Source organism: Paenibacillus sp. OSY-SE, from assembly GCF_000283315.1.
In the GTDB taxonomy this organism is placed as follows: Bacteria; Bacillota; Bacilli; order Paenibacillales; family Paenibacillaceae; genus Paenibacillus_B; species Paenibacillus_B profundus.
Genome location: NZ_ALKF01000190.1, coordinates 18,888 through 33,532, shown reverse-complemented (window position 1 = coordinate 33,532; position 14,645 = coordinate 18,888). Strand labels below are relative to the sequence as shown.

The window sequence follows — 14,645 nt, the reverse complement described above, 5'->3', positions numbered from 1 at the left end:
AGCCGAGGCTCTTTATTTGTTTGCGTCATTCTGCTCTTCCCGCTTCATAATCGCGAGTCTGGGAGCATAAATTGTAAAGTAGAGGTTGCTCAAAAGCCCCTTTTAATCACAAAGTATACCTTGAAGTCCAGTGCTCATGCAGTCTCGTCTACGCTGCGCTCCTCCTTCGAGGGATGCTTCCGAAGTCGTTTTCTTGCGAAAACTTGTACTTCTAGGTGCTGAAAAGTGGCCTTTTTGAACGCGCAATAGTAGTGGAAGGGGGCCTATCGCAAAATGAGTCGCATTGCCCGCAAACTGCGCCAATGGTCGGCGAATTGGTTTGATTTGCCGCAAGATATTGTAATGGATACGCCCCGGTTATCGATGATCGGCAATCGGCATATTGTGGTGGAAAATCATCGCGGTATTCTTCATTTTTCCAATGATCATATTCGTCTTGCCTTAGTAACTGGAGAATTAGAAATATATGGAAGCGAGCTTGTCATTCGAACCATTTGGACGGAGGAAATCCGCATCGAAGGGTTCGTTCGCGATATAAAGTATCATGGAACGGGGGAATTGACGTGAAAACACCACCTTTAGCGCGAGTACGCGGGTATGTCCGAGTTCGTGTGCGCGGCGAAAAAATTGAAACCTTCATAAATGCTGCTGCGTCTAAACAATTACGGGTGTGGGATGTAAAAGTAACTGCGCCTAGAGTCATGGAGTTTCACGTGCTTGTCTCTGATTACTTCCGCCTGCGGCCGCTTTTAAAGCAGACAGGCTGTCGCGTTCATGTAGAGGAACGCTTCGGGGTGCCGTTTGCGATGAAACAGGTAAGGCGTCGCAAGTTTTTCGTGCTGGGCGCGCTTCTTTTTCTGTTCGGATTGTACATGCTCTCTTCCCTTGTGTGGACGATTGATGTAAAAGGCAACGTGCGCATTCCGACCGAGGCTGTGCTCTCCGCTGCCAGACAGCAAGGAATTTATCCGTTCCAATGGACGTTCCGCCTTCGTGATCCCGATATCATGTCGAAAGGGATGACTACCCAGTTGAAGGGAGCCTCTTGGATTGGAATTCACCGAGAAGGGACGAAGGTGTCCATCGAGGTGGTGGAATCGATTACTCCGGATGCTAAGCAGCTCGTTAATCCAAGGCATCTTGTAGCGAAGACAGATGCCGTTGTCACGCATATTATTGCAGATCAAGGCCGGCCTGTCGTGAAGAAAAATATGCGGGTGAAGAAAGGAAACGTGCTCATTTCAGGCAGTCTCGGAACCCCTGATGCGCCATTGACGGTAGCGGCCAAAGGGGACGTGCGCGGTCTCGTATGGCATGAATACCACATCGTATCACCACTAGTTAGCAAACAGAAAGTATTTACCGGAGAGCAGAAAGAAATTACATACTTTGTGGCCGGAGATCGCAGACTCAAAGTATCGGGTTACGGTGATATTCCTTTTGCGCAGTACGAAACCCTTCAGGATGAGAGTAGAATCAAGTGGAGAGAGTTATCATTTCCGATTGGCTGGTTAAAAGAGATTGTGATGGAAGTACATTATGTGTCGGAAGAACGCAGCGCTGAGGAAGCATATAAAGCCGGACTGACGCAGGCGCGTGCTGATGTAATCGCAAAAAATGGACCGAAAGCGCGTATCCAAACGGAAAAAATTTTGCATCAGAAGGCGGACAATGGTAAAGTGAACTTGAAGGTGCTTTTTGAAGTGGAACAATCTATAGCGGAAGAACTTCCGCTTGTTCGCCAGTTTGAATCCCGTTCTGAATCGAACTCAGAATGAATGTTGAACCAAAATCACAAGGACACTGAATGCTAAGGAGACTGAGGTTTTTGTCGCAACAACAGACTGTAAAAATATCACTGCAAAACGCCGCTGAAGGACTTGCTCTATTTGGACCTCAGGATAAGCATTTGAGGCTCATCCTAGGCCGTACAGACGCGCATGTCATGTCTCGGGAAGCGGAGATCGTCATTACAGGCGAATCGATCGAGGTAGAGAGACTTCAACAGCTCTTTAATGTGCTGCTGCAATTGATTCGCGGCAACATCATTTTGTCAGAGCGCGATATTTTGTATGCGCTCGACTTGGCTCAAGAGTGGAAGGTTGAAGAACTGCTCGATTTATTTAAAGGTGAAATCGCCGTCACGTATCGGGGCAAGCCGATCCGTGTAAAGACCATTGGACAACGTCATTATGTATCGACCATTAAGAAAAGAGATATTGTGTTCGGTGTGGGGCCCGCTGGCACAGGGAAGACGTACCTAGCTGTCGTATTGGCCGTCTCCGCACTGAAAGAGGGTTCCGTTAAGCGGATTGTGTTAACACGACCTGCAGTGGAAGCGGGCGAGAATCTGGGGTTCCTTCCAGGAGATCTGCAAGAAAAGGTTGACCCTTATTTACGACCGTTATACGATGCGCTCTATGACGTCATGGGTCTTGAACAAGTAGGGAAAGCGCTCGAACGCGGCCTCATTGAGATTGCGCCGCTCGCTTATATGCGCGGACGCACACTTGATGATGCGTTCATTATTTTGGATGAAGCACAAAATACGACGCCTGAGCAGATGAAGATGTTCTTAACGCGACTTGGATTCGGATCGAAGATGGTCATTACGGGAGACATCACACAGATTGATTTGCCGCGGGGCAAACGCTCAGGATTAGTGGAAGCCGGCCAAATTTTGAGTGATATTAAGGAAATCGGATTCGTGCATTTTGCCGAGCAGGATGTTGTTCGTCATTCCTTAGTGCAGAAAATTATTACGGCTTACCAGAAGGAAAGCGAAAACCAAGGATAGAGAGGGTTGTTCTCTATGCTAAAGACAAATCGTTCCGGCAACGGAAGCAAATCACGCCAAGTGAATATGGCAGGTTGGAAGTACAGCGTCGGCGTGCGCTTTCTTCTATTTTTGTTTTTAACGTTATTGTTTTATTTTAGTTTGGCGCCAAGTATTTTGCCTGAGAAATTCGATATTGAAGTCAATGTGAAGAGCGAAAAGGATATTATCGCTCCCATTCAGATTCCGGACAAGAAAGCGACACTGAAGGCGCAGGAACAAGCTGCCGAACGTGTCCAGCCCATCTATCAGATCATTTCTCTAAAGAATGAACGGCTTATGGATAATATATTTGACCGTATCGAGCAACTGAACTCAGATGATCAGATATCATATTCGCAGAAGGTTGAACTGTATCGCAGCGTCGTTCCCGACATGGTCAACGAGCACATTCGCCAGTTCATGACAACGAGCCGCAATGCCAGCACGTATACGAATGTAATGCTCGATGAGATGAACAATCGCATTGAGGAACAGAAGTACCGCATTCCGGAAGAAACCTTCATCAAGATGGCTCGGCTGTCGAAGGATGATATTACGGAAATGAAGCCGGTAGCCCGAGAATTGGTATCGAAGCTGATGATTGATCCAGTGCCGGAGGCGGCCATTGCGAGAGCGAAGGTCCCGGAGTACGTCAACGCCAGTTCATTGAACAAGCGTTCGGCGCGTGAAGTGGTGCAGGAGCTCGTTCGTCTGTCCCTTACGCCGAACAAGTTCTATGATGACGACGCGACGAAGGATGCAAAAGTTCAGGCACGGGAAAATACGACTCCAGTGTTTATTAAGCAGGGGGATATTTTCGTCAAGAAAGGTCAAGTCATTACCCAAGAAATGTATGACCTGTTAAAAGAGAATGAATTGTTGAAGACGGAGGTCAATTATTGGCCGCAGTTCGGACTGCTCATGCTGTCGGCAATGTTCTCGCTCGTGCTATTCATGTTCATGCGCCAAGGAAGCCATACGCATTTCAAATTCAACAACGTTCAACTGTTGATGCTGGTGCTTATCTTTACGATTAGCGTCATTGCAATACACATTATCGGGTATGCTCAGACGGAGGATGCCGCTTATATCGGCTTTGTCGCTCCGGTTGCAATGGGCGTTATGCTTATCACATTACTGATTGATTTGCCGCTAGCCTATATGTGTGCCGTCGTATTAAGCATATTAGCGAGCATTATTTTAAATACGCAGCAAGGCACAATTTTTGACTTCCACTTTGGATTTTTTGCCTTGGTGACATCGTACGCGGCCATTTTTGCGATTCATCGTGCCAGCCAACGTTCAACGATCTTGAAGGCGGGTATTATGGTGTGTATTTTCGGCAGCTTGACGGTGCTCATGCTGGGGATGTTGAGTGGAGATCCATTCAATAACCGCGACCTGATGCTTGCGGCGGCATTCGCCTTTGCAAGCGGTCTGCTAACAGCGGTCTTGGTGTTGGGCTTAATGCCATTCTTTGAAGTAACGTTTGGCATCTTGTCTGCGCTTAAGCTCGTGGAACTGTCGAATCCGAACCATCCGCTCCTGCGCAAGCTGTTGACGGAGACGCCGGGAACGTATCATCATAGTGTAATGGTCGGGAACTTGGCGGAGCAGGCGGCAGAATCGATAGGAGCTAACGGTTTGCTCTGCCGCGTCGGTGCTTTCTACCATGACATCGGGAAGACAAAACGGCCAAGCTATTTTATTGAAAATCAGACTAATATGGACAATCCGCACGATTATATCGATCCGAAGCTGAGTACCTCCATTATCGTAGCGCATGCGCGAGACGGTGCGGAAATGCTGAAGGATTATAAACTGCCGAAGCCGATCCGTGATATTGCCGAACAGCATCACGGAACGACGTTCCTTAAGTTTTTCTATTACAAAGCGTTGAAGCTTGCGGAAGAACAAGGGGCGGAGCCTGATTTCACGGAAGATGATTTCCGTTATCCAGGTCCTAAAGCGCAATCCAAAGAAGCCGCCGTCGTCGGTATCGCCGACTGTGTCGAAGCAGCGGTGCGCTCGCTGCGGCATCCGACGGTTGAACAGATTGAGTCGATGATACAGAAGATTATTAAAGATCGGCTTGATGATAACCAATTCAATGAATGCGATTTGACGCTGCGAGAACTGGATATTGTTGCGCAGTCACTTAAAGAAACGGTGATGGGAATCTTCCATTCACGGATTGAATATCCGGATGATGCGAAGCTGAAGCAGAAGACGAAGGAAGAGCACGCCGCGGAAGCCAAAGGTGATGTTACGGAAGCAAGCAGTAGTGGAGCAACTTCCGCTGCAACTGATTCTGCAACAAAATCTGAGTCTTAATAAGGAGCGACCTTGAGCAATGAGTATGAAGCTTGAATGGAATGATGAACAGGAAGTTTATCCGATAACGGCCTCTCTGATTGAACTGCTTGAACGTATTTTGCAAGAGGCCGCGCAGATGGAGGACGTTACGGAAGGGGAAGTGGCATTAACATTTGTTGACGATGAACAAATTCACGAGTTGAATCGTGAATATCGCAGCATAGACCGTCCTACAGATGTTTTGTCCTTTGCGCTCCATGAATCGACGGATGAAGAACTGGATATTCTATACGAAGTGGAAGATGAAGACGAACTAGAATCCATGAGCGATTTGCTTGGGGATATAATCATCTCCACGGAACGCGCGCGTGCGCAAGCGGACGATTATGGTCATTCGCTTGAGCGTGAGATCGGATTTCTGTTCGTGCACGGTTTTTTGCATCTGCTCGGTTACGATCATCAAGATGAAGCAAGCGAGCGCGTCATGATGGACAAGCAGGAAGCCGTATTGGCTCGAATCGGGCTGAGTCGTTAATGAAGCGCCCATGGAGCGATACGTTCCGTGTGGCGATCTCTGGCATACTTCACGCTTTCCACACGGAGCGTAATATGCGTGTGCACGGTGTGATAACAATTCTAGTAATCGCCATGGGGATAGGATTCGGCATTTCGGTTTCCGAATGGCTGTGGATCGGGTTGGCCGTTACACTAGTCTTTACAGCCGAGTTGCTGAATACGGCTGTGGAAGCAGCGGTTGACTTAAGCATGCCAAGTATGCATCCTATCGCCAAAATTGCGAAAGATACCGCCGCAGGAGCAGTGTTCGTGACGGCGGTGTTTGCCGTTATCGTCGGTGCCGTAATCTTTTTTTATCCTGTCGTCAATTTTCTTTTTTGAGATACAGGAGGGTTTAGTCGATGAATGGAGAACAATTGCTGCAGGAAGCGAAGCAGGCCCGTGACCGGGCGTATACGCCTTATTCCCATTTTAAAGTGGGAGCCGCATTGTTAGATGAACATGACCGTATCCATTATGGCTGCAACGTAGAGAATGCAGCTTACGGCCCGACGAACTGTGCGGAACGGACTGCTTTATTCCGTGCCATTGCGGATGGCTGTGCTCCACGCTCATTCAAGGCAATTGCTGTTATCGGAGATACAGAACAGCCAATCACCCCCTGCGGCGTATGCCGACAGGTGCTGATTGAATTATGCGCGCCGTCGATGCCCGTATATATGGGGGCGATGAATGGTTCGTGGTCGGAGACGACAGTGGGAGCTTTGCTTCCGGGTGCCTTTGACGTAGACAGCTTGAACAGTTCGCCGTCAAGAGACGCATATAGAAACGAGTAAACAGTAAGCGGCGTACATGGTCGTTCTCGATAATCTCGAAACGCCAGGACGCCGCTTATGCGCATATAGTGCGTGTTCAAAAAAGGTGGGACTTTTTGAACAACCTTATATAGCAATATGTAGGAGGAGAAATAAAGTTGATGTTTCATGACCAATCCAAATCCAAATCCAATACTTTTCATTCTGGATTCGTGGCGATTGTAGGCCGGCCGAACGTTGGCAAATCAACGCTCATGAATCATGTCATAGGACAGAAAATTGCCATTATGTCTGACAAGCCGCAGACGACACGCAATAAAATCCATGGTGTGTATACAAAAGAAAACACGCAAATCGTGTTTCTGGATACGCCGGGAATTCATAAACGCAAATCGAAGCTAGGCGATTATATGAATCAAGTCGCCTTGAATACGTTAAATGAAGTGGAAGCCGTTCTGTTCCTTGTTGATGTATCAACCGGGCTTGGCAGCGGTGATAAATATGTAATTGAGCAATTGAAAAAAGTCAAAACTCCTGTCATACTCGTGATGAACAAAATTGATCAAGTTCATCCGGAGTCACTGCCACCCATTATTTTGCAGTATAATGAGCTGCATGAATTTGCAGAGATTGTGCCGATTTCCGCGTTGTCCGGAAATAATGTCAATCGACTGCTTGATGTGCTAGAGCATTATATACCGGAAGGGCCTCAATACTATCCGGATGATCAAATTACGGATCATCCTGAGCAATTTGTGGTCGCTGAATTAATTCGCGAGAAGATTCTTAATTTGACAAGAGAAGAGATTCCGCATTCTATTGCGGTTACGATCGAAGATATGCGTGTGCAGGAGAACGGTGTTGTCTATATTTCCGCTGTTATCTTTGTAGAACGGGATTCCCAGAAAGGAATCGTTATCGGGAAGCAAGGAGCGCTGCTGAAAGAAATCGGGAAGCTGGCAAGAAAAGATATCGAAAATTTGCTTGGTTCAAAGACGTATATGGAACTATGGGTTAAGGTGAAAAAGGATTGGCGCAATCAAGATCGGATTTTACGCGATCTCGGGTTCCGCCATGATTCGTAATGGCTAATGGCGGGAATTGATTTGTAATAGTTACGTAAGTTCGCGCTCCAAATTTTGCAACGGATATTCCCTTGCCAACAGCACAACCTAATGATGACGCATAGTCATTTCCGACGAAAGGGGATTTACGGATGCGTGATTTTTCGTGGAACGTATTTGCCATGACTGGGGATGTAGATGCTTATTTGCTGTATAGGCAAGCGGGGATGGTAACCGAAGTGGAAGAATCTGCGGCAGAAATAGGAACAGGAATATCTGTTTCAGAGCAACCTGCGGAATAATTTTGATTATGCAAAAGTGAGTGTTCAAAAAGGCAAGGTTTTTTGAACAACTGCTAAAAGTTGCATGGGAGGCCGGGCGTGTTATATCGGGTCGAGGGGATCGTCATTCGCAGTATGGACTATGGGGAAGGTAATAAAATTATTACGCTGTGCACCAAATCCCATGGTAAAGCAGGCGTGCTCGTGCGCGGCGCGAAGAAGGTACGCAGCCGACATGCTGCGGCTACGCAATTGTTTACATTAGGGGAATATGTCTTTTTTCGCGGAATGGGTCATATCGGAACGCTTAACGCTTGTGAGATTATTGAAGGTCATCATAAGCTGCGCGAACAATTGCATCTCGCAGCGTACGCATCCTACGTAGCGGAGCTGGTAGATAAAGCGCTTCATGATGAGGAAGCGGGCGGTGTCATGTTCGATCAGCTGCTTGCCTACTTGCGTGCGTTGGACGAAGGGAAAGATGCGCAGGTCACGACTCATCTGTTCGAGATGAAGCTGCTGCAGCGAACAGGGGTCGCTCCCGAATTGCATACTTGCGTCGTATGCGGCAGGGAAGACGGGATAGCAGGGTTCGGCTGGCGTCTCGGTGGAGCTATTTGTCAACGCTGCAAACCGAAAGAGCATGCCAACTTTATTGCGAACCTCAGTATCCTTGCATTGCTGCAGCGTTTTGAGCAGACAGATTTGCGCAGGCTTGGCAATGTTACCTTGAAGCCAGAGACCAAGCTGCAGCTGCGGGCATGTATGAGGGGGTATATCGATACCCATGTCGGCGTGCGGCTGAAATCGCTTAAGTTTCTGGAACAGATGGAGAAGTACGACTTGGCTGATCTTGACGAGTAAGTACGGATTTTGCTATAATTAGTAAAGCTAGCTTTATATGCTTGCGTTGAAGAAGAAAGTAATTCGCCTAGGCTTCGAACTAAGCGATTCGGGGATAGTGCAAGCCCGAACGAGCGGACGAATGAACGGCACTTTGGAGCAAGCTTGATTTCGAGAAAGTGGATCGGATTACGCTCGGCACATGAATATGGACATGGATGGACTGTCCCTATTCATTTGCAGACGAATTGATCAAGTAGGGTGGAACCGCGGGATTACTAAACTCTCGTCCCTACGTCTGGCATCAGACGTAGAGGCGAGGGTTTTTTTGGCTTCTCTTTACGTCAGTGTTATCCCTTTTGAACACGAATTATGAAGCAAAGGAGTGTATATGGCCGTGAATTTTCAACAAATGATTTTAACTTTACAAAATTTCTGGGCCGAACAGAATTGTATCATCGTCCAACCGTATGATGTGGAAAAAGGTGCGGGAACGATGAATCCAATGACGTTCTTACGTTCGATCGGACCAGAGCCATGGAACGTAGCTTATGTAGAACCGTCCCGCCGTCCGGCTGACGGCCGTTATGGTGAGAACCCGAACCGGCTGTATCAGCATCACCAATTTCAAGTTATTTTGAAGCCTTCTCCAGACAATATTCAAGAATTGTATTTGGAAAGCTTGAAGCGGCTTGGCATCGATCCATTGCTGCACGATATCCGCTTCGTGGAAGATAACTGGGAAGCACCGACGCTTGGCGCTTGGGGACTCGGATGGGAAGTATGGCTGGATGGCATGGAAATTACACAGTTTACTTATTTCCAACAAGTTGGGGGCATTGATGCGAACCCAGTTGCAGTCGAAATTACGTACGGTTTGGAACGGTTGGCTTCTTACATTCAAGACAAAGAAAATGTATTCGACTTGGAATGGGTGGACGGCGTAACTTATGGAGACGTATTCCATCAACCTGAATACGAGCATTCAAAATATACGTTCGAGGTAAGCGATACTGCGATGCTGTTCAAGCTGTTCGACATGTACGAGCAGGAAGCGAATCGCGCTATGGAACAGCATTTGGTGTTCCCTGCATATGATTATGTGCTGAAATGTTCCCATGCGTTCAACTTGCTGGACGCGCGCGGTGCCATCAGCGTCACCGAGCGCACTGGGTATATTACACGAGTGCGCAACCTTGCACGTCAAGTAGCGGCAACGTATTTTGAGGAACGGGAGAAGCTGGGCTTCCCGCTCTTGAAGAAAGGAGAGAAACATCATGCCTAAGCATTTGCTGTTGGAGCTTGGACTGGAAGAAGTGCCCGCCCGCTTTATGCGCGGCGCCATGGGACAATTGAAAGAGCGCTTGGAACGCTGGTTGACGGACTCCCGTATCGCTTACGGTGAGGTACAAGCGTTCGCTACGCCAAGACGGCTAGCCGTTCTTGTTCATGATGTAGCGGATAAACAGACGGATATCCACGAGGAAGTTAAGGGGCCGGCTAAGAAGATTGCCCTCGACGAGAACGGTGCTTGGACGAAAGCTGCATTAGGATTTGCACGTGGTCAAGGAGTGGAGCCAGATCAGTTCTTTTTCAAGGAATTGAACGGGGTCGAATATATTTATGCCAACAAGAGCAGCATTGGAACCGATACGGCAGCGGTTCTTGTTGAAGGGTTGACATCGATTATCCATGCGATGACCTTCCCGAAAAATATGCGTTGGGGTGCGAATGAAATGCGCTTCGTGCGCCCGATCCGTTGGATCGTTGCTTTGCGCGGAACAGACATCATTCCACTTGAAATCGAAGGCGTACAAGCGCAGGCGATATCCCGCGGGCATCGATTCTTGGGTGGAGACGCAGTAATCGAAGAACCGGCACAATATGTGGAGCGTCTGCGCGAGCAATTCGTTATCGTTGATGTGGGTGAACGCGAAGCAGAAATATCTCGTCAGATCGAAGCGCTTGCCGCGGAGAAAAACTGGAACATTGCAGTGAAGGATGATCTGTTGGAAGAGGTTCTCTTCTTGGTAGAATACCCGACCGTACTGTTTGGAGCGTTCGAGGAGTCATTCTTGAGCATTCCGCAAGACGTGCTGATTACGTCCATGCGTGAGCATCAGCGGTACTTCCCGGTGCTGGATGCAGAAGGACAACTGATGCCTTATTTCGTCACTGTACGCAACGGTGATAGTAAAGGGATCGATATTGTGGCCAAAGGAAACGAGAAGGTTCTGCGTGCCCGCCTGTCCGATGCGAAATTTTTCTATGCAGAGGATCAAAAACTGCAAATTATCGATTGTGTACAAAAGCTTGATTCGATCGTGTTTCACGAGGAACTTGGTACGATCGGCGATAAGGTGCGCCGGATTCATGCTATCGCCGATGCGCTGGCCTTAGCCGTGCAAACTGATCGGCAAACAGCACTGTGGGTAAGCCGCGCCGCAGATATTTGCAAGTTCGATCTAGTGACGCAAATGGTGTATGAATTCCCAGAGCTTCAAGGCGTCATGGGTGAGGACTATGCCCGCAAAGCAGGTGAGCCGGAGGAAGTGGCACAGGCCATTAACGAGCACTACAAGCCGCGCTTTGCAGGCGATCCCGCACCGGAATCGTTGGTCGGTTCGATTATAAGCATGGCGGATAAACTGGATACGCTCGTCGGCTGCTTCGGAATCGGCATTATTCCGACTGGTTCCCAGGATCCTTACGGGCTTCGGCGTCAGGCGACAGGGATCGTACAAATATTGCTGGAGCGCGAGCTTCCGTTAACGCTCCATACGATGTTCAACATTGCGCTCGACGTATATGATCGAGTGGAGGTTCTAAAACGAGACTGTGAAGACATTCGCAAAGATCTATACGAATTCTTCGGACTGCGCGTGAAAAACGTGTTGTCGGAATCTGTCCGTTATGACGTAGTTGATGCGATTATGGCTTCAGGCTATGATGATGTGAAATTGACCGTTGCTCGTGGAGAAGCCCTAATGCAGGCCGTAACGGATGAAGCGTTCAAGCTGACCGTTGAATCGTTCAACCGAGTATGCAATTTGGCTTCTAAAGCAGCTTCAACCGTTGTTGACGAATCGAAATTCCAACAGGAAGAGGAACGAATGCTCTATGTGCGCTGGACAGAAGTTCATCAAGCCTTTAATGACTCGTATTCACATCCGTCAGAGGCTTTAGCGGCTCTCGGACAATTGAAGGATGCGATTCACTCGTTCTTCGATAATGTGATGGTCATGGCTGAAGATGAAGCGGTGCGCGCGAATCGATTGGCGCTCTTGGCCAACATTGCGGGTGACATTCACCGCTTTGCAGATTTCTCCAAGTTGGTGTGGGCATAAGTTCAGGCATAGCTACAGCAATATTTAACATGATGCAATTCTAGAGACGATGGAACATGAAGAAGAAGCCGATCTTCGACATGTTCCTTCCTTTTTGATCACAAAACGACAAGAAACGATTGAATGTTTGTGAAAACCTGCGTTCGGTAGCAGGAATTTTAAATGTTGCAGCGTATATAATATAAACGGTGGAAACAGTGAGCATGGATTAGTTTTTCAGACGCTTTGACGAAAATGGTGAATTTCATTGACTTCTAAACTTCGAATTGTAGTTGACGCTGATGCTTGTCCCGTTAAAAACGAAATTGTTGCCGTAGCTTTGGAAATGGAGGCCGAGGTCATGTTTGTCGCCTCATATGCCGCCTTTGCTCCGGACTGGCAGCTTACGAATCACGATATTCATACTATATTTGTGGATCAGGCGTTTCAAGCGGCCGACATTTATATTGCCAACGCAGCGCGGTCAGGAGACGTAGTCGTCACGAATGACTACGGATTGGCCGCGCTCTGTTTGCCGAGAGGAGCTTACGTTATTACGCCTCGCGGCGGGGAGTTGACGAGCGACAACGTGGATGAGTATTTATCAAGACGCCACATCTCCAGCAAGTCGCGCCGGGCAGGGATTCGAACGAAGGGGCCGCGTGCCATGAGTGAAAGCGACCGAGAAAATTTCCAACATAAACTGACAAAACTTTTGCATGATGAGCAGGAGAAACTGTCACCATAGCGAAGTAGTATACGTGTTTAAATGAAGGTGGTTGGACGATGAGCGGATACGGACTTATTCCTGATGAAGTAAGGGATGAAGTGTTAAAGCGCAACGATATTGTGGATATCGTCGGCCAATATGTTCATTTGTCGAAGCACGGTAAATATTTGAAAGGGCTGTGCCCGTTCCACTCGGAAAAGACTCCCTCGTTCACCGTTACTCCGGAGAAGCAAATCTTCCATTGTTACGGTTGCGGCAAGAGCGGGACGGTCATTCAATTCATGATGGGGATTGAAGGTTACTCCTATCCCGAAGCGATGAAGCATTTGGCGGAATTGTCACACATTCCGATTACATGGGGTGCAGGAACTGTAACTGAGCGCAATCCGCAAAATGAAGCGAAAGACTCTCTTATAAAGGCGCATGAATTGGCCGCCAAGCTGTATCATTATATATTAATGAACACTTCCCACGGTCAAGAGGCGCTTCTTTACCTGCGTGGTCGAGGCATCAACGACAAATTAATCGAACAGTTCCAAATCGGATATGCGCCTCCGCAGTGGGATACGCTCGTGCAGCTGTTGGAGAAACGGGAATTCGATCTCTCCTTGATGGAGAAAGGCGGCCTGGTGTCCGCAAGACATAACGGCAGTGGTTACGTTGATCGTTTTCGTGACCGTATTATGTTCCCGATCTGGGACCGGAACGGACATGCTATTGCATTTGCAGGCCGAATAATGGGCGACGGACAGCCCAAATATTTGAACTCCCCGGAAACGATGCTTTTCAATAAATCGAAGCTGGTATATAACATGCATCAAGCAAGAACACACATAAAGCGCACCGGACAAATCATTTTGTTCGAGGGGTATGCGGATGTAATTCAAGCTTGGGATGCAGAAGTATGTAACGGAATTGCGACGATGGGAACTGCACTTACCGGAGACCAGGTAACATTGATGAAACGGATGGCCGACAGCGTGACGTTATGCTATGACGGTGATGATGCCGGACAAGCGGCTGCCCTCAAGGCGATACCGCTGCTCGAAGAAGCCGGTATACATGTGGCTGTGGCGATGCTTCCCGATCGAATGGACCCGGATGATTATTTAAAAACGCACGGAGCAGAACGGTTTAGACATGCGATAATCGAAGCTGCTGTCACTCCCACCAAATTCAAGCTTATATCTTTACGCCGAAATCATATACTGCTAGAAGATGATGGAAAACGACGTTTCAAAGATGAAGCGATAAACGTCATCGCCAGGGTTGCTTCCCCTGTCGAACGGGAGATGCATCTGAAGGATGTAGCATTGCAGCTTGATTTACCTGGAGAATCTTCGCTTGATTCGTTAAAGCAAGAATGTGCTAACATTCGCCAGAAACTGCAAAAAAAGAACGAACACGGGGATAATCATGACAATTGGTGGAATAATGTTAGGAATGATAATCGAAGTATTGCCCCGCCTACGTTAAGACCAGCTTATGTGTATGCAGAGCGCAGCTTGTTAGCATTAATGTTTCAAGATGTAGAGGTCGCTAATTACGTGGAGCGGAATCTTGGCGAACAATTCAATGTAGATGATCATGCGGCGCTTGCCGCTTATCTATATGCCTATTATGCGCAAGGCAAGGAACCCGATTTTAGTCGGTACTTGGCAACACTGCAAGATGATCGCTTGGAGAAGGCCGCTGCTTCCATATCGATGGCAGAAGCGTCCCTTCGTTACGATACAGACCTGTTAGATGATTATATCGATCAAATTCTTAAAGTACCCAGACAGCGTGAAATCGAGCGTAAAAGAGAAGAGATGGTGCAGGCGGAACGTTCCGGCCAAGTATTACGCGCGGCACAAATTGCACAAGAAATTATAGCCCTAGAGCAAGAACTGAAGCGTTAGCAGGAGGAGGATTCTAGGGAGGAGGGAGTCGGAAA

Annotated in this window: 14 protein-coding genes; all 14 read left to right on the top strand. The window is 48.0% G+C overall.

What is annotated here, in order from left to right:
- Positions 1-273: 273 nt before the first annotated feature.
- Entirely contained in the window at positions 274-567 is a 294-nt protein-coding gene (gene yqfC, locus A372_RS0119095) for a sporulation protein YqfC (protein WP_019422497.1), read from the top strand.
- Positions 564-1,778, top strand: a complete 1,215-nt coding sequence (gene yqfD, locus A372_RS0119090; protein ID WP_026011164.1) for a sporulation protein YqfD — start codon at positions 564-566, stop codon at positions 1,776-1,778. Before yqfC ends, yqfD begins: the two co-directional genes overlap by 4 nt.
- A gap of 50 nt (positions 1,779-1,828) precedes the next feature.
- Positions 1,829-2,797, top strand: coding sequence for a PhoH family protein (locus A372_RS0119085; RefSeq protein WP_019422495.1), 969 nt, complete (start codon positions 1,829-1,831; stop codon positions 2,795-2,797).
- Positions 2,798-2,812: 15 nt separating this feature from the next.
- Complete coding sequence (locus A372_RS0119080) at positions 2,813-5,152, top strand: HD family phosphohydrolase (RefSeq protein ID WP_019422494.1); 2,340 nt, start codon at positions 2,813-2,815, stop codon at positions 5,150-5,152.
- A 19-nt stretch (positions 5,153-5,171) separates the two neighbouring features.
- Complete coding sequence (gene ybeY, locus A372_RS0119075) at positions 5,172-5,669, top strand: rRNA maturation RNase YbeY (RefSeq protein WP_019422493.1); 498 nt, start codon at positions 5,172-5,174, stop codon at positions 5,667-5,669.
- Positions 5,669-6,031 carry a diacylglycerol kinase family protein gene (locus tag A372_RS0119070; protein WP_019422492.1) on the top strand — a complete coding sequence of 121 codons (363 nt, stop codon included), beginning with the start codon at positions 5,669-5,671 and terminating at the stop codon, positions 6,029-6,031. The genes ybeY and A372_RS0119070 overlap by 1 nt, the downstream gene beginning before the upstream one ends.
- 20 nt (positions 6,032-6,051) lie before the next feature.
- A complete protein-coding gene (cdd, locus tag A372_RS0119065; protein ID WP_019422491.1) occupies positions 6,052-6,486 on the top strand; it encodes a cytidine deaminase in 435 nt (144 codons plus the stop codon).
- Positions 6,487-6,626: 140 nt separating this feature from the next.
- On the top strand, positions 6,627-7,550 hold the full coding sequence (era, locus tag A372_RS0119060) for a GTPase Era (RefSeq protein ID WP_019422490.1): 924 nt from the start codon (positions 6,627-6,629) through the stop codon (positions 7,548-7,550).
- A gap of 131 nt (positions 7,551-7,681) precedes the next feature.
- Entirely contained in the window at positions 7,682-7,831 is a 150-nt protein-coding gene (locus tag A372_RS36510; RefSeq protein WP_019422489.1) for a YqzL family protein, read from the top strand.
- A gap of 78 nt (positions 7,832-7,909) precedes the next feature.
- On the top strand, positions 7,910-8,674 hold the full coding sequence (recO, locus tag A372_RS0119050) for a DNA repair protein RecO (protein WP_019422488.1): 765 nt from the start codon (positions 7,910-7,912) through the stop codon (positions 8,672-8,674).
- 376 nt (positions 8,675-9,050) lie between these two features.
- Entirely contained in the window at positions 9,051-9,938 is an 888-nt protein-coding gene (gene glyQ, locus A372_RS0119045) for a glycine--tRNA ligase subunit alpha (RefSeq protein WP_026011162.1), read from the top strand.
- Complete coding sequence (glyS, locus tag A372_RS0119040; RefSeq protein ID WP_019422486.1) at positions 9,931-12,000, top strand: glycine--tRNA ligase subunit beta; 2,070 nt, start codon at positions 9,931-9,933, stop codon at positions 11,998-12,000. The genes glyQ and glyS overlap by 8 nt, the downstream gene beginning before the upstream one ends.
- A gap of 247 nt (positions 12,001-12,247) precedes the next feature.
- Positions 12,248-12,727 (top strand): YaiI/YqxD family protein, encoded by a 480-nt coding sequence (locus A372_RS0119035; protein ID WP_051004517.1) that lies wholly within the window; start codon positions 12,248-12,250, stop codon positions 12,725-12,727.
- A gap of 38 nt (positions 12,728-12,765) precedes the next feature.
- Positions 12,766-14,610, top strand: a complete 1,845-nt coding sequence (gene dnaG, locus A372_RS0119030) for a DNA primase (protein ID WP_019422484.1) — start codon at positions 12,766-12,768, stop codon at positions 14,608-14,610.
- Positions 14,611-14,645 lie beyond the last annotated feature (35 nt).